At 31.6% G+C, this 17,078-nt stretch carries 13 protein-coding genes; 2 read left to right on the top strand and 11 right to left on the bottom strand.

From position 1 onward, the window contains the following. Positions 1–106: 106 nt before the first annotated feature. The 10 genes from B3W71_RS17050 to hypB all read right to left on the bottom strand — a co-directional run bounded on the left by B3W71_RS17050 (position 107) and on the right by hypB (position 14,500). Entirely contained in the window at positions 107–1,093 is a 987-nt protein-coding gene (locus B3W71_RS17050; protein ID WP_346890132.1) for a sugar ABC transporter substrate-binding protein, read from the bottom strand. A 68-nt stretch (positions 1,094–1,161) separates the two neighbouring features. Further along, on the bottom strand, positions 1,162–2,178 hold the full coding sequence (locus tag B3W71_RS17045; protein ID WP_414632047.1) for an ABC transporter permease: 1,017 nt from the start codon (positions 2,176–2,178) through the stop codon (positions 1,162–1,164). Between the two features lie 13 nt (positions 2,179–2,191). After that, entirely contained in the window at positions 2,192–3,688 is a 1,497-nt protein-coding gene (locus B3W71_RS17040; protein WP_346890130.1) for a sugar ABC transporter ATP-binding protein, read from the bottom strand. Positions 3,689–3,968: 280 nt separating this feature from the next. Continuing rightward, positions 3,969–5,573, bottom strand: a complete 1,605-nt coding sequence (locus B3W71_RS17035) for a response regulator transcription factor (protein WP_346890129.1) — start codon at positions 5,571–5,573, stop codon at positions 3,969–3,971. After that, positions 5,560–7,362, bottom strand: coding sequence for a sensor histidine kinase (locus B3W71_RS17030; RefSeq protein ID WP_346890128.1), 1,803 nt, complete (start codon positions 7,360–7,362; stop codon positions 5,560–5,562). The genes B3W71_RS17035 and B3W71_RS17030 overlap by 14 nt, the downstream gene beginning before the upstream one ends. Before the next feature lie 14 nt (positions 7,363–7,376). Beyond that, the gene (locus tag B3W71_RS17025) at positions 7,377–8,906 is read right to left on the bottom strand and encodes an ABC transporter substrate-binding protein (protein ID WP_346890127.1); all 1,530 of its coding nucleotides are present in this window, start codon (positions 8,904–8,906) and stop codon (positions 7,377–7,379) included. 530 nt (positions 8,907–9,436) lie between these two features. Further along, a complete protein-coding gene (locus tag B3W71_RS17020) occupies positions 9,437–10,423 on the bottom strand; it encodes a DUF5692 family protein (RefSeq protein WP_346890126.1) in 987 nt (328 codons plus the stop codon). A gap of 60 nt (positions 10,424–10,483) precedes the next feature. After that, positions 10,484–10,825, bottom strand: a complete 342-nt coding sequence (locus B3W71_RS17015; RefSeq protein WP_346890125.1) for a hydrogenase maturation nickel metallochaperone HypA — start codon at positions 10,823–10,825, stop codon at positions 10,484–10,486. Between the two features lie 62 nt (positions 10,826–10,887). Then, on the bottom strand, positions 10,888–13,566 hold the full coding sequence (locus B3W71_RS17010; protein WP_346890124.1) for an FAD-dependent oxidoreductase: 2,679 nt from the start codon (positions 13,564–13,566) through the stop codon (positions 10,888–10,890). A 262-nt stretch (positions 13,567–13,828) separates the two neighbouring features. After that, the gene (gene hypB, locus B3W71_RS17005; protein WP_346890123.1) at positions 13,829–14,500 is read right to left on the bottom strand and encodes a hydrogenase nickel incorporation protein HypB; all 672 of its coding nucleotides are present in this window, start codon (positions 14,498–14,500) and stop codon (positions 13,829–13,831) included. 260 nt (positions 14,501–14,760) lie between these two features. Between hypB and B3W71_RS17000 the strand changes: the two genes are divergently transcribed. Together B3W71_RS17000 and B3W71_RS16995 are read left to right on the top strand one after the other, a co-directional pair. After that, complete coding sequence (locus tag B3W71_RS17000; RefSeq protein WP_346890122.1) at positions 14,761–15,369, top strand: TetR/AcrR family transcriptional regulator; 609 nt, start codon at positions 14,761–14,763, stop codon at positions 15,367–15,369. An 81-nt stretch (positions 15,370–15,450) separates the two neighbouring features. Then, complete coding sequence (locus tag B3W71_RS16995) at positions 15,451–15,930, top strand: polysaccharide biosynthesis C-terminal domain-containing protein (RefSeq protein ID WP_414632046.1); 480 nt, start codon at positions 15,451–15,453, stop codon at positions 15,928–15,930. Between the two features lie 424 nt (positions 15,931–16,354). Here the strand turns inward: B3W71_RS16995 and B3W71_RS16990 are convergent, their stop codons facing one another. Then, complete coding sequence (locus B3W71_RS16990; protein WP_346890121.1) at positions 16,355–16,963, bottom strand: acetate uptake transporter; 609 nt, start codon at positions 16,961–16,963, stop codon at positions 16,355–16,357. Positions 16,964–17,078: the final 115 nt, after the last annotated feature.

The following is a 17,078-nucleotide window of genomic DNA, read 5'->3' as shown; positions in this document are numbered from 1 at the left end:
ATAACACAAAATAGACGAGCATTCTGGCTTATTAATTTTTTGAAGATGCCTAAATTAATTTCAACTATAGACCTTGCACAAAACTGTACAAGGTCCACATTTTTTATTAGTCTATATTACCTGCTTTTTTATGAATTTCTATAAACTCATCAGCATTATCCTTTGTGATTAATGGACAATCTACCATTATAGTATCACGCTCTATTTTACCAGTCATAACATCATATGTTAGCTTAACAGCTTTTTCTGCAAGCTCGTAAGCACTTTGAAGAGTTGTTGATGTCATTTCACCATTTTTTATAGCTAAGCAAGCTTCAGCTGTTCCATCAACACCATAAGATAATATATTTGTCTTTCCAGCTGCTTTAGCTGCTTCAAGAGCTCCTACACACATGTTATCATTCATAGATATTATTGCATCAATTTCTCCATGAGTTTGAATCCAGTCTTCCATTAATCTCATTGCTTCATCTTTGTTCCAGTTTGCAATTTGTTCATCTAAGATTTTAACGTCTGGTCTCTTAGCAAAGAACTCTTTTTCCCATCCTTCACGTCTCTTATCAGAATGCATGTTACCTGCTGGTCCCATAAGAACTACAACTTTTCCATTTTGAGGAACTTGCTCTAAAGCAAGCTTTGCATTTTTAGCAGCCTGATCAACTGGATCTGCATCTACTGCTGCTGCTCTATCATTATCATTAATACGATTATTTACGGTAATAACCTTAACACCTTTATCCATAGCTGCCATAGCTGGTGCTACTTGTGCTTCAGAATCAAATGGTTGAAGAAGAATTGCATCATATTTCTTTGTAACTGCATTCTCAATATGAGCTGCTATAACTTCATTCTTACTATCTCCATCAAATATATCTACCTTTACATCTTTATAGTTTTCACCTACTTCATCCTTTACTGCATTTGCAAGCCAAGCAGCAAAAGAATCTCCTTGAGCTCTTGCAATATATGCAATTTTATAAGTCTTTTCACCTTCTGCAGATGAATCCTCCTTTGAAGTATTAGAACATCCTACAGTAAGTGATAATGCCAATATTGATGACATGGCTAAAGCTAGTATTTTTTTTGTTTTCATAGCAATTGTCTCTCCCTAATAATATTATTTTTGATTTTAATTTGATTTTTACTTTAACTTGATTTAGATTAAACAGAAGTTGCTTTGCTTTCTACTACGTTTTTACCTTTGGTTTTATCATCAATACTGCCTAGTTTTCTGCTTTCTCTTTTGTTTTTAGATTTTATATCGTAAATTACTGCAAAAGCAATAATTACTCCCTTTACTACTTGTTGCATATAAGATTGTATTCCTACTAGGTTCATTATATTGTTTAAGAATCCCATAATGAATGCCCCTGCAAGAGTTCCACCTGCAGTTCCTATTCCCCCAGTGAAGCTTGTTCCACCAATTATTGCAGCTGTCATTCCTTCAAATTCTGCTCCTATACCTGCATTAGGAAGTCCAGCATTAACACGAGACATAAATAATACTCCTGCAATTCCAACAAATATACCATTTATAAGATAAGCTTTCATCTTAGTTTTATTTACATCTATTCCTGAAGCTCTTGAAGCCTCTTCACTACCACCTACAGCATAAACACATCTGCCTAGCTTTGTATGTTTTAAAATGTACCAAGTTAAAAGAGTAATTCCAGCCATAAATATTACAGGAATTGGAATAAATCCTATAGAATTTTGTCCTAGGACAATAAAGTCTCCTATTTGATAAATATTTTGTCCATTAGTAAATAACAGAGCTGCACCTCTTGCTACAGTTTGCATAGCTAATGTGGCAATAAATGGAGGTGCTTTAAACTTAGTTACCATTATCCCATTGATAAAGTTACAAAGAACACCTACAAGTACTCCAACTAGCACTGCTATTTCTAATGAACCTGTAGCTTTAAAAGCAGCAACGGAAAGCAGACCTGACAAAGCCAGAACTGAACCTGCTGATAAATCTATAAGACCACATATAATTAGAATTGTTTCACCAAAAGCAATAATAGTTGTTATAGATATTTGTCTTGATATATTTGTTAAGTTTTCTGTTGATAAAAATACAGGACTGATTAAAGAACATGCCATAAACATAGCAAGTAATACAACGTAAATACTATATTTACTTGAGGTTTTTGACCATTTATGTCTAATATCTATCATCTTCATCCTTCTATTCCCCCCTTGTAGCTAATTTCATAATAGCTTCTTGTGTTGCGTTCTCTCTATCTACTTCTCCAGTTATTTTTCCAGATGCCATAACATAGATTCTATCGCACATACCTATAAGTTCTGGCAATTCGGAACTTATTATTAATACTGCTCTATTTTCTTTTGCAAGTTCTGTTATTAGTTTATATATTTCGTACTTTGCTCCTACATCGATTCCTCTTGTTGGTTCATCAAGTATAAGAACATCTGGATTTCTAAGCATCCACTTTGCAAATATTACCTTTTGCTGATTTCCTCCACTTAGAGAATCAATGGAGGTTTCTAAATTAGGACTTTTAACCTTCATTCTTTCACATATATTTGATACACTACTAATCTCTTTTTTACTATGGAGATGACCCTTATAAAAGAATTTCTCTAAATTAGATATGGATACATTTTCTGTTATACTTCTAATTCCTACAATTCCATATCTCTTACGATCTTCTGACAGCATAACAATGCCATTATTAATACTGTCTTTTACATTTTTAACTTTTATTTTCTTACCCTTGACTTTAATCTCACCTGACAGGTATGGATCTAGTCCAAATATTGTTCTAGCCACTTCACTTCTACCTGCTCCCATAAGACCTGCGAAACCTACGATTTCTCCTCTTTTTACATGGAAATTGATATCATCAAAGTGCTTACCATCAGTTAATCCTTTAACCTCTAACATGGTTTCTCCAATTTTAATATCTTCCTTAGGATAAGCATTAGTAATTTTACGACCTACCATAAGAGAAATAACCTTGTCTATATCTAGCTCACTGGCTGGCTTAGTATCAATAACAACTCCATCTCTTATAACTGTTATTTCATCAGCTATTTTAAAGATTTCTTCCATTTTATGGGATATGTATATTATACTAACACCTTTACTTTTTAATTCAGCAATTTTTTCAAACAGAACTCCTACCTCTTTTCTAGTAATTGCAGATGTAGGCTCATCCATAATAATAACCTCTGAATTATAAGACATAGCCTTTAGTATCTCTAGCATCTGTATATCTGACACTGTAAGATCTTTAAACTGAGTTGTTGGAGAATAGGGTAAATTTTCTTGTTTTAGAAGCTCTTCTGTATCTTTTCTAATCTTCTTCCAATTGATTTTCCCTAGTTTATTTACTGGCTCTCTTCCCAAAAATATACTTTCTTCTATGGTGATTTCAGGTATATAATTTAACTCTTGAAATATCATAGAAATACCATGCTTACGAGCTTCAATAGGATTCTGTATCTTAACTTCTTTACCATCTATATGAATGCTTCCACCATCAGGCTGGTGCATTCCATTTATTATCTTCATAAGTGTAGATTTTCCTGCTCCATTTTCTCCACAAAGCACATGAACTGTTCCCTTTTTAACAGAAAAACTTACATCAGCTAATGCAGTTACCCCTGGGAAAAATTTTTGTATACCTTTTAATTCTAGCTTTGGTATATTGCTCTCCACCTTTATCCCCCCTTGTGAACTTTTAATTTCAATCTATGGCTTAATTATAATAAAAAAGTTATTAACCCATAATGGAAAATAACCTTGGTTTTGTGTAAATTATTCTTACCTAATTTTTCACAAAGTTTTTTGTGTAATATATTAATTTTTTTGTGTAATATATTAATATATTTGTGTAACATATTTATATATTTTTCAACATTTTTCTCACCAATACTAATATTTTATAAAAAAAATACTACTTAACATAGTTAAATAGTATTTATGTGCTACACTTTATTTATTTTTGTATGCTGTCTTTGTATTGACCTACAGTTAATCCTGTTACCTTTTTAAAAGTCTTATAAAAATATTGTTGATCCGTAAATCCTACTCTTTGATAAATCACTTTCATACTATCTTCACCTTTAATAATCATTTCCTTTGCCTTATCTATACGAAGATTGATAATATAAGAAGAAATATTTACCCCTGTCTCCTTTTTAAATAAAAATGATATATATTGTTTAGATAGATTAATATGAACAGCTATATCTTCTAATGTAACTTTGCTTGAATAATTTTTCTCAATATACTCAACAACTTTATTTATTATATATTTAGAGTTCTGATCATCCCTTATTCGTAAAACTAACTGAGATATCTCATCTATAAACTTACACATTAATTCTGATATAAACATAATTTTAGTAGAATTCATAATTTTATTGTAATACCCCTGATATAAAGTCTCATAATCATTTCCTTCAAAGTACTCCTCATACTTCTCTAGTATACTAATAACAATATTACAGTACATAAGCTTGCATGATAACTCTGATATTTTACAACCTTTTATTTCCTTCTCTATATAAAAAATATAACTTTTACCTTCCTCTATGTTTCCTTCTTCTATAAAATTTATAAGAACACTCTTGGAATGCTTTTCGAATTTTAACATATTTATATCCTTTAGTTCTCTATTTGGTCTTGCTTCTAGTGTAGAACTTAAGGGTAAATAGAATATGTCTTTACTTCTTTCCACAGATTCCTTAAATTTATTTGGAAATTCCCTAAGATTATCAAATATAGGTGTATAGATTACATCTAACTTAATATTAAAGTATTGAATTACAGTGGCTTTTATATATTTAATTACCTCCTGTACCTCACTATTTTTAATATTTTCCTTAGAAATAAAATATAAAAGCCCATCTCCCTGTCCCTTCACAAGACATTGTATTTTCTCTTTAGAAAATATCCATGCTATAATCTCTACCATAGCATTTTTCACATTTTTACTTTCTTTTCCTTCAATAGAAATAGCCATATCCGTTGATTCGGGAAACAAACCTAAAATAGAATATTTCCCTCCATTAATACTAAAATCTACCTGTTTAAACCCCTCAAGGTCTATCTCTTCAAAGGAACTTGAACCATCTATAAGATAATCTATAAGCTGATTTTTAGTCTTCATTAAAGTTTCACTAGCCTTATCCTTACCTAACTCTTCCTTATCCATATCATCTAAATTTCTCTTTACCTCTAGCATGGTACTTATTAGTTCCTCATCCTCTACCTCTGACTTAAGAATATAATTATTAGCTCCGCACTTTAATGCTTGTCTTACATTTGTAAAATCATCATAGCAGGTCAACACAAGTATTTGAGTTAAGCTATCTTCTTTCCTTACTTCTTTGGTTAACCATAAACCATCCTTCTTAGGCATTTTTATATCTGTTATAATTACATCTGGGTTATATAGCTTATACATCTCATAGGCCTTTTCACCATTTGGAGCCTCACCTATAACTGTAAAGCCTATGCTATTCCAATCTATTGTGGATTTTAACCCTACTCTCACAAGAACCTCATCATCTACAATTAAAACCTTATATACTTTCATCACCCTCTTTATCTATTAAAAAGTCATCAGCAGGTTTACTCATTATAATTCTAGGAACCTCTACCTTAACGTAAGTACCTAGTTTACTTCTATTTCCTATGTTAATTCCATATTCTTCGCCACAATAGAGCTTTATTCTTTGATTTACATTATTTAATCCAACTTTACTAAATTTGTTTACATCCTTTTCTTTACTAAAAATTTTTTCTATATCCTCATCACTAATTCCTGGTCCATTATCTTTTACAAGAATAATTAAATTATCCTCTTCTATACATGCCTTTATAGATATTTCTAATGGTTCCTCTTCTTCATCTTCCCTAATACCATATATCAAGGAATTTTCTACAATGGGCTGTAAAATTAGTTTAGGTATTGTACACTTAAGGCATTCTTCATCAATGTTATAAATAATGTTAACTTTTTCATTAAACCTTAAGTTTTGTATATTTATATAATTTCTAACATAATCTATCTCATCCTCTAAAGTAATCATTTCCTTTCCTAAGTTTATACTTACCCTTAAGAGTTTTATTAGAGAAGTTACTGCATTACTTACAGATTTATCACCCTGTATCTTAGCCATCCATTTTATAGTATTTAAAGTGTTATATAAGAAATGTGGATTAATTTGTGCATGCAATGTCTCAAGTTCTAATTCTTTTTTAAATCTTTCCTCTTCCACTAGCTTATCAACAACTTCATTCATCTTTCCAATCATATTATTAAAACTATTTCCAAGTTCCCCTAGCTCATCAATTCTATCCACATTTATACGTACATCTAGATCTCCCTCTTCAGCCTTCTTCATCATATTTTTCATACTCACCATAGGCCTTGAAATTTGTGACGAAAAGAATAAACAAATTAGTATAGTTATAATTACATAAATTGTTCCACCTATAAACATATATCGCTGCATATTTGTAATTTCTTTGTATAGATATTCCTTAGATACAATCTTTACAATTTTCCAATTAGGCAAAGTAATATTTGAATATATACATACCTTTTCAACATCATCATCGGTAAACTCTATTGAACCCGCATCTTTATTGGATGATAGCACTTCTAATGCATAATTTTTATCTCCTATATTCTTCCCTATGATTTCCTTATTAGAATGACTAATAATCTGACCTTTGGAATTACAAATAAATAATTCGCTACTTTCCTCTGTGATAAGATTTTTATAAGAATCCTCTAATATTGTTTCATCCACATCTATAAATATTGTTCCCATGTCCATTAAGCTATTTAAATCTATTACCTTTCTTCCTAAAGAAAAATAATTCTTAGTAATTTCTCCTGACAATATCTTAACCTTAACAGGAATTGTGTCAATCCAAACTAACTCTCCATGGGTTTTATTAATATTTCTAATATCCCTTCCTTCTTCCACATAAGTTTTAATAGTTCCCACATCATAAATCTTACCTTTAGCTATAAGGGACATACTGTCTACCTGCTCATTTGTAGTAGAAAAATTTCTCAGTATATTATTTAATTCCTCATGACTTTCCAATGATGAATCTTTCAAGTTTTCTATAAAATCTCTATTAGTTACAACCATATCTGATAGGTCTGCAATGCTATCAATTATGAAATCAATATTATTTCCTGCTTCGTATACAGATTGCTTTGCAGATTCACTATATTTTGTAGTAATAATAGATTTCATCACATTGTTGTAAATAATATATATAAATCCAATAGGTATAAATACTAACAAAATAAAAGTAACTAACAACTTATTTTTAAAGCTCTTTCTAATCCATGTAGCTTTCATTTTATCCCCACTATTCATTGTAGCAAATTCAATTCTTCAAAGATTTTATCTGATACCACCTTAGGATCTAAATCATTGTTCATCATATCTCTTACATTATTAATAATTATTTGTTCTACAAAATAAAAGTTACTTATCTTAGATCTAAAATATACATTATCTACTTCCCAAACCTCTAACAATGTAGGTAAGTGGTTTAAATTGTTTATTTCATTTGTATTGTTTTCTACATTTTCTATGATATTTTGTACCTCCATACTATTGTACACAGATTTTCTCGGTGGCATACTTCCACCCTCTGGTTCCCCTAAAACCATAATTTGTGTCTGAGGTGCTGTAGCCCAAACTATGAATAACCAGGCAGCCTTCTTTTCAATTTCTGTAGCATCGCTATTAATTCCTATGCCTGCCCCTCCATATATATTGGCACTTCTCGCATCCCCATATGGTAATATGCTATACCCTACATTACCTACAACCTTAGATATATTAGGATTTTCTACTACAGCCACATTCTCATCCCAGTTTGCCATCATTGCAATTTCACCATTTTTAAATGCTTCTGCAGTATCTGTCCAATTCCAATTAATGCTATCCGGCGCTCCCACCTCTACCATCTTCTTGTACATACTTAATCCATCTTCAAATTTATCATTTTGTACTGAAATCATCTTAGGTTCTTCTACGCCTAATGTATTGACATAAGAATCATCAAAATAATTTCCCCCATAGGATGCAAGAACATTTGAAAAATCACAATATAATGAATTATGCAATTGAGCCATTTGTGCGCTTCCATATTTAACTTCTTCATCTGGAACATTTTCATCAATCCACTTGGAAACAATACAATACCTTTCCCAAGTGAAATTCTTATCTCCTGGAGTCCAATCAAATCCATTGTCCGCCATAAACTGTTCCTTATATTTTTCAAAAATATCTTTTCTATAGAAAAAAATCATAGTTGTAGTATCAAAAGGTATTGTACATAGCTTAGTTTTATCTCCAAAATAGGATAGAATATTTACCTGATCATCAAAGAAGTCATCAATTCCACCCGGTATATGGGGCATATTAGGATCATTATTATATAAATTTAAATCTTCTAGACTGTTATAAAATCTGTTAAGAGTTTGGTATGGATCTACATAAACAAGTTGAAACTTCCCTCTTTCAGATATAAAATCATTGTTTATCTTATTTATCATTGTAGTGTAATCCATTGGTCTAATATTTACTCTAATACCTGTTTTCTCTGTAAACTTTCTACATTCCCTAGAAAGAATATTAGCATTTATATTATTTTCTACTACAAAATTAAGGGTAGTGCCTTGAAATTCTCTCCAATCAAATCCCTCTGGTGTCTCTATATTAGGCAATTCATTATCCCATGGATAAAAAGGTGCTTTAAGCTTATTATTAATTAATTCATTATCTTCAGCCTTAGCCACTATTATATTTTCGCTATATGTAGCTAAACAAATTATTGTTGCAACCACAATTATAATTAAAGTATATATCCATTTAGTTCTAATAATAATCACCTTCTCCTTCATTTTTATATGAAATATTATTTCATTTAGCTACATTATACATAATAATTCTACATATTTAAATGATTAAATCATTATTTTTCGATAAAAATGCTACTCTATTAAAAAATATTAAGAAAAATAATTATTGCTTAAATAGAATTTATTTGTTAATATAATCTCCAATTGGAATATTATTTATTTTTATGTAAATGTGTACATCCAAAATAAAAAATTCCCTCACACCATAGTCTGAGGGAACATTAAAATAGTTTTAGTGTTTAATAATTAAATCTCCTTATCCATTGGGATGGAGTGCAATTAAGTTTCTCTATTAATAACTTAGTAGAAAAAAATACGTATAACTCTATTAATTTAGTTATCATACAAAACTATAGGAGCTACTGAATAAGCTTAATATAATACATTCCTTTAGTAAAAGTAGTGCACTTATGTTAATACCTATATAATATATTTGTGTTTAACTTAAATAAAAATGTAGGATTTTATCCTACATTTTTATACTATGAATAAGTATTATTTTATACCATCATCTTGATTTCATTGAACTTATCAAGGTCAGTGTAGAGTTCTTCCTTATATGGATTTCTCTTTGTTTTATTTACTTTATATATCATATAAATAAATACAGCTATATTACCTCCAAGCGATAGAGCACTTAAAGCTGTGTAAATAGTAGGGTTGTAGGTTGATTTAACTACAAACATTCCTGCATCTTGGAAATTCGTAAAAGTCTGAGCAAACATACACCATATAGCCAAGGTCTGAGCTCTATGCTGTAGCCAAGCCCCCTTTCCAACAGTAAAAGCACAAATGGTTGGTGCAAGAAGCAATGCAAAACCTGCGTACCATGAATGAGTAGGTATGCAATTATAAGTGTATACAAAATTCCATAAATCATATGCAATGATCCAGAACCAAAGCATATCTGGCCATAACATATCTCTGCTTCTATCCTTTTTAGTTTCTTTTCTAATTACTATTCCAAACCAACCAGTTATGGCAATTATATTTAGTATCCCTGCAGCTGCATTCATATAGTTCCAAGGACCGCCCATTACACCTATTACTTCCCCTTCAATGGCACCTGAATTCATCATCCAATATGTGGATCCTACCTCAATATCCCTTACAACTGCCTCTAGGATATTAATGGCAAGAATCAGTGGTGGAAAACATAGTGCAATTTTATTATCAGCTAGTCTCCAAACCACCTCCCCAGTGATTTTGTCCTTTTTCTCAATATGACGAATGCACCAAAAACCAATACATCCTGCTGTTGCAGAATAAACTTTAGCTAAGTGAAACCAGTCAGTATACGTAACATCCTTTAAAACAGTAAACCAAATAATTGTTAAAATAATTGGTAAAATAACAAAGCTAAAAAATCCTGCCCATTTCTGTCTTCTAGAAAATTCATTAAATAGAAACAACCCTGCAAAAACAACAAACCACATTCCCCACGCAGTGAACATTGTTGCCCCTTCAACATAATTAAATTCAAACATTTTATTCACCCTCTACCCCTTTTTAAATCTTAAAATTACTTTATAAAATTTTCATTTATTTTAATAAGCAACTATTTCCTTAATTAAAAACTCTTTTCCACATAATAATTCCCAGCTTTTATTTTTACAATAAGGACATTCCTTGCTATTTTGAATAAGATTATAGACCTTATTACAGTTTTTACATATTACATTCCCTGGAAGTATCTCAACCTTCAATTTTGTAGCTTCTAGCATTGTACCGTCAATTGCTACCGGATAACACGCTTCTATATATTTAGGAACCATGGAGGATAGCTCTCCAATTTGCAAAACAACTGTATCAATTTTTGTCAGCTTGTTTTTTCGAGCGAAATTTTCCACAGTCTTCACTACTTCAATTACAACTCCAAGTTCATGCAAAGAAACACACCTCCAATAGTACAATTCAAAATATAAAACTACCTACTTCTAATACCCCTAAATTATTTAAAGAGTTTTTTTACCTTTTTAGTTGTAATTTTCACCTTACGTTTAAGAATTTGTTTTATAACTACTGGTTTTATATCCTCATAGGCTACACCCTCACCGTCATATTTTCTTACAAGAGAAATAGCATCAAACTTACATTTAGTTGTACATTGACCACATCCTACACAGAGAAATTCATCTACAACCGTTGCACCACAGCTAAGACAGCGTTCTGTTTCCTTTTTAATCTGCTCTTCAGTAAAAGTTCCACGTAAGTCTTTGAAGGTTTTTCTTGATTTACTTCCATCCACATGACCAATACTTTGTCTTGAACTACAATCATATCCTTGAAGTTCTAAGTTTCCCTTATCTAAAGCATGATACTCTTTTCTGTCACGACCAATAATCAAACTTTGTCCTGGTTGGACATAACGATGAATTGAAATTGCACCTTCTTTACCTAAGGCAATAGCATCAATGGCAAATTTAGGACCTGTTAATGCATCACCACCAGCAAAAACATCAGCTTCCCCTGTCTGTAATGTAACTAGATCTGCCTTAATGGTGTTATTTCTATTAAGCTCAATTTTGCTATCTGCTAAAAGTTTACCCCAATCCATTCCCTGACCTATTGAAAGCAATATAGTATCTGCCTTAACTATTACTGTATTATTTTCGTCATATGTTGGATTAAATTTTCCGTTCTCATTAAATACAGAAAGACATTTCTTAAACTCTACCCCTGTAGCACGTCCATTTTCAACAATAATTCTCTTTGGTCCCCAAGAATTATTAATTTCAATATCCTCTGATAATGCTTCTTCAATTTCCTCTGGAAGCGCAGGCATTTGTTCACAACTTTCTAGGCAGTACATTTTAACTTGTGTATCCCCAATTCTTGTAGCTGTTCTTGCAACATCTATAGCAACGTTACCTCCACCGATTACGATTACATTACCTTCAAGTTTTAAATCCTTACCCAAGTTTACATCTCTCATGAAATCGATACCTGTAATAACATTTTCTACATTTTCACCTTCTATACCAAGCTTCCTTCCTGTGCAAGCACCAATTGCAATATAAAAGGCTTTAAATCCTTGGCCTCTTAACTCTTTAAGAGGCACATCTTTCCCTACCTCAATACCTGTCTTAAATTCAACACCTAATTCTTTCAATATGTTGATTTCCGCATTTATAACTTCTTTTTCAAGTCTAAAAGCAGGTATTCCCAAGGTCAACATTCCACCAAGAACATCTTCTTTCTCAAACACTGTTACTTTATAACCGTCGATGGCTAAGAAATAAGCACAGCTAAGACCTGAAGGACCAGCTCCTACAACAGCAATTTTTTTACCGTATTCATGTCTACGCTTAGGCACATATCGGTGATTAACATTTAAATCTTGTTCAGCAATAAATTTTTTGATTTCATCAATAGCAACCGGCTCATCGATATCCCCTCTAGTACAATCTGATTCACATTTTCTTGGACAAATACGTCCACATACTGCAGGAAATGGATTTTCATGTTTGATAAGCTCAAGAGCTTCCCTATACCTTCTCTGAGATGCAAGTTTAATATAACCTTGAACAGCAATATGAGCTGGACAATTGGTTTTACAAGGACTTGTACCAGTATCAACTACATCTTTTCTATTTGTTCGATAATCAGGATTCCATTTATCAGGACCCCACTCTGTATCCCTTGGAGTTTCTGTTCTTTTTATCTCAGTAGTAACTGGTGTTTTTGAACATAATTTTTGGCCTAATTGTAATGCATTAACAGGGCAATTTTGAACGCATTCACCACAAGCAACACATTTATCTTTGTCAACTTTAGAAACATAGTTTGAGCGTACCATATCTGCATTAATGAACATACTAGCAGTTCTTAAAGATAGACAGGAACATCCACAGCAGTTACAAATAGCATGAGTTTTACCTGAACCATCCAAATTAGGTATCTGATGCATTAAACCATTTTCTTCTGCTCTTTTAATAATTTCAAAGGCTTCTTCCCGAGTAATCTGCCTACCTCTCTTTGTACGTATATAATATTCTGCAGCATGCCCCATCTGAATACAGATATCTTCCTTCAGGTGACCACACCCTTCTCCCATGGCTTCTCTTGCTGTACGGCAAGAACAATCTGAAACTGAGAAAATATCATTGTCATTAAGATACTTAGAAACTTCTTCATAGGATGCTCTTCTTGTTTCACCTTCAATAGCATGTTCTATAGGAATAACACGCATAAGACCTACACCTACAGGAAAGCTACCTGCTGTCTTAGGTCCTCTTACTCTTCCATAAGCTTCAAAAGCTCTAGGAATTTGGGGATACTTTTTAACATTCTTCTTATTATTAACCATCATTTCCATGATACCAGGAACCCAGGTCTCATACCAAAATGTATCCACTCCATCAATTTCATTTACAAAACAAACACCTGCATCTGCTAATTCTAACAAGAGTTTTGTTGTTATTTCCACAGATTTACCGCATAAAGGAGCAACCTCTTTAGCTGTAACCTTCTTACGTATTTCCATACAAAGTACTACTTCGGCCATTTCCTCTGTAACAACAGGTTCAAGAATCATATACTCCGGATCTGTCGCTTTGATTTCATTTTTCGAGCCACGTTTCTTATTGCTGATGTGATTTGCAAGATCAAGTACCTTTTCCTTAACCATATATTATCCCCCCAAAAATAATTATATGTTAGATATAAGTAAATCCATAAATTTTAATGTATATTTATAGTAGGTTATAAAAACAGTAAACTCTTTACTAATAGATAAAACATAAAAAATAATCAGCACTTTAGGATATATTAAGTTATTAAAACAAAAATAACCGAAAGAAGCTGATTATTATATACGTCAATTTTATATAAAACTATTTTAATCAGCTATTACTTTTAGAATCTTCTAATTATTTTACATGTTATTCTTCTTATTTTACTTTCCATAAGTTTACTTCTGTACGTATCCAATCAATCCATTCTTTAATTCCTTCTCCAGTTTTCGCTGAAATTGGAATAACTTTAATATTAGGATTCAATTTTTTTACTCGCTCTTTTACTGCCTCCAGATCAAATTCAAAATAGTCTGCTGCATCTATTTTATTAACAAGTAAAACATCAACTATTGAAAACATTAAAGGATATTTTAAAGGTTTGTCATCTCCCTCTGGTATGCTTAAAATCATAGCATTCTTTGATGCACCAGTATCAAACTCCGCAGGACACACCAAATTTCCAACGTTCTCTAGTATTGCAAAATCAACATTTTCAGTTCCAAGCCCCTCTAAACCTTGTCTTGTCATATCTGCATCCAGATGACACATTCCTCCTGTATGCAGCTGAATTACTTTGACACCAGACTGTGAAACCTTATGTGCATCCACCTCTGAATCAATATCTGCTTCCAAAACACCAATATTCATTTCATTTTTCAAGGCTTCAATTGTTCTTAAAACAGTTGTTGTTTTTCCTGAACCAGGTGATGACATAAGATTTAATAAAAAGACTCCTTCCTTTTTTAAATCCCCTCTAAGTAGTTCTGCCTGACGGTCATTGTTTTCGAAAACACTTTGCTTAATCTCTAAAACTTTGTATGCCTCCATATATCCCCTCTCCCATTTCATATATAATTTTAATCATGTTACATAATTAGTATATTATATGCAACCAAACCATAATATAACATAACAACTGTTATGTTTATGATATAACACTTAATTTTCTTTGTCAATAGATTAACACTCTAAATAGTATTTATATTCTGAAAACAAATAATAATATGGTTTTTAACTTCTCATCTCTTAACAATTCACCTCCACTACTGTAAAAATATGATATACTATCTATAAATGAGGTGAATAATATGACCGCTATTCAACAAAATCAAAAAAAACAACGTATTTTAGACGCCGCGATTAGCGTATTTATAGAAAATGGCTTTGAAGAAACAAGCATGCGCCAAATAGCATCAGCTGCAGGTCTTACTACTGGTGCCATCTATCATCATTTTAAGAACAAGGATGAGCTATTCTACCATGCAGTAAGGGAGGCTATGTACTTTGCTCAAAAGCTTTCTGAAAGAGATGAATGCAGTAATCTTAAGAGCACTGAAAATATGTTAAATGAGATTAGCACTAAAATTAGAGAACGTATGTCAAAGGTTAATGAGCAACGTCTTTTAGTTTTATTGATAGGTTATGTTTTATCAAAGGGTGGATCACTTAGTGAAAGTCTTAAACAAGATTATAATGAAATAATCAACAAAGTAGCAGACATGTACTTTTTTGCATTTGGCATTGAAAATGAAGACTGTAAAAAAAGCCTTGCTTCTATTTTAATAGCCGCCCTAGATGGCGTTGCAATGCAATATTCTCTTGGAGTTTTAAAACAAGAAGACCAAAAATTTAAAGATATCTTTGTTAATTTTTTTGCAGAAAGTATTCCTGCATTTATGCAGAAAAATAAGCTCTAGGTTAAATTATGTAACTACTTCCAAGTAAATTTAGAAGTGGTAATACTATAGTATAATATTTTTTGTAGCTGGTATCATAAAATGAATTCAAAATCAACGTTAATGACAGAAGGTCCAATCTATAAACAAATTACTGTTGTTTTATATAATACAGCAAGTGGTATATTTCAAGCAGTTGGTAACAGTAAATCTCCTCTGTATTATCTCATAACATCTTCTATAATAAATGTTATTCTCGATTTATTATTTGTTGTTGTATTTAAAATGGGAGTAGCTGGAGCTGCCATTGCCACTGTTATAGCTCAAGGAGTAAGTGTATGTCTTGCCTTCTCACATTGTCTAGCATGTATTTTAAGAGGAGCAGGAAAATCTACTGTACCAATGTTAGTTATGTTATCTTGTTGGTGTATTATACGAGTACTCTACATAACTATAGTTACACACTTAATACCAGAAATATATGTGATTTTCTGGGCTTATCCTTTAACTTGGTCACTAATCTCAATAATCTTTTTAATATATTATCTTAAATCTAACTGGCTTTACGGCTTTGAGAAATAGGATAAATATAAATGATGCATTATAGGCTTACAAACTTTACAAGTATGCATTATCATTATCTTTAAATTATACTCCAAATACAATCCAGTATGAGCTGAATAATTATTTTATTCAGCGACCTCTCACACCACCGTGTATACCGTTCGATACACTGCGGTTCAATAAGAATTACCTAACTCTTAAATAACTTTCAGTTAATGTTATAAACCCTTGTTCTTTAAGGTGATTATTAGATAATGTTGTTGCTAAAATAGGGCTATTGGAAATTTAAAATGGAATCTATTATAAATTTTAAAGCCTCCTAAGGTAGCTTATGAACTGCCCTAGGAGGCCTTAAAACTTTATAAACAATTTAAAAATATAAAATTTCACTTTACAAATCATTGATATACAAAAGGTGATGAAAATATTCATCACCTAAATATTACTTCTTAAATATTCCAAAAGGTTTTCCAACAGGTAAAAATACTCTTCCAAAATGAGTATTTAATACTGCAGCTGCTGAACCATAGAATGATACTATAGCTATTCCTAACTCAGAATAAGCAGCTAGCATATGTGTTCCATGCTCCATTATTCCAAAAGTTGTTAGTGTCAATCCTAAGAATAGGAAATCTATCAGCATAAATATTGTAAATAATACCTTATGAGTTTCCATAGCTCCTATAGTCATAAATATTGTAAATATTAAATATCCTAAATAAGCAACTCCTAATTGATTTATGTCAGCTTTAGCTGCTAGCTCTGGTCCAAATACTCCATTTTGAATTAACCAAGTAAACCCTACTGCATACCAAAAAAATGCATAAGCTCCAAAAGCTGTTGCTCCAAAAGTATTGTTATGCTTAAAATCATTTATACAAGCAAATAATTGTGCTGTTGCTCCTAAAAATATTGCCCATGGTAATACTAAAGATACTCCCTCTGTTAATCCTAACTTTTGAGATGATGCTACTAATGTTACCATAGCTAGTCCAAATAAACCTAATGCCGACGGATCAGCTACTACTACTTTAACCTTTGTTTCCTGCATAATGCCCTCCTAATTAATGTTCACGCAAATTTCATACTTTAAAACAATAGCAAATATATTGCATATTGTCAATAAAAATAATTGATTACCGATAGTTTTTCAATTAAAATTGTTT

This window comes from Clostridium sp. UBA1056 (assembly GCA_002316385.1).
Lineage (GTDB): Bacteria > Bacillota > Clostridia > Clostridiales > Clostridiaceae > Clostridium_J.
The sequence above is the reverse complement of the archived record's forward strand: the minus strand, read 5'-3'. Positions and strand labels throughout refer to the sequence as shown.

Bases quoted from the DNA above. Each gene is read 5' to 3' on its own strand.
- B3W71_RS16995 (WP_414632046.1), top strand. From the start codon at position 15,451: ATGAATTCAAAATCAACGTTAATGACAGAAGGTCCAATCTATAAACAA.
- B3W71_RS17000 (WP_346890122.1), top strand. From the start codon at position 14,761: ATGACCGCTATTCAACAAAATCAAAAAAAACAACGTATTTTAGACGCC.
- B3W71_RS16990 (WP_346890121.1), bottom strand. From the start codon at position 16,963: ATGCAGGAAACAAAGGTTAAAGTAGTAGTAGCTGATCCGTCGGCATTA.
- B3W71_RS17050 (WP_346890132.1), bottom strand. From the start codon at position 1,093: ATGAAAACAAAAAAAATACTAGCTTTAGCCATGTCATCAATATTGGCA.
- B3W71_RS17030 (WP_346890128.1), bottom strand. From the start codon at position 7,362: ATGAAAGCTACATGGATTAGAAAGAGCTTTAAAAATAAGTTGTTAGTT.
- B3W71_RS17010 (WP_346890124.1), bottom strand. From the start codon at position 13,566: ATGGTTAAGGAAAAGGTACTTGATCTTGCAAATCACATCAGCAATAAG.
- B3W71_RS17035 (WP_346890129.1), bottom strand. From the start codon at position 5,573: ATGAAAGTATATAAGGTTTTAATTGTAGATGATGAGGTTCTTGTGAGA.
- hypB (WP_346890123.1), bottom strand. From the start codon at position 14,500: ATGGAGGCATACAAAGTTTTAGAGATTAAGCAAAGTGTTTTCGAAAAC.
- B3W71_RS17020 (WP_346890126.1), bottom strand. From the start codon at position 10,423: ATGTTTGAATTTAATTATGTTGAAGGGGCAACAATGTTCACTGCGTGG.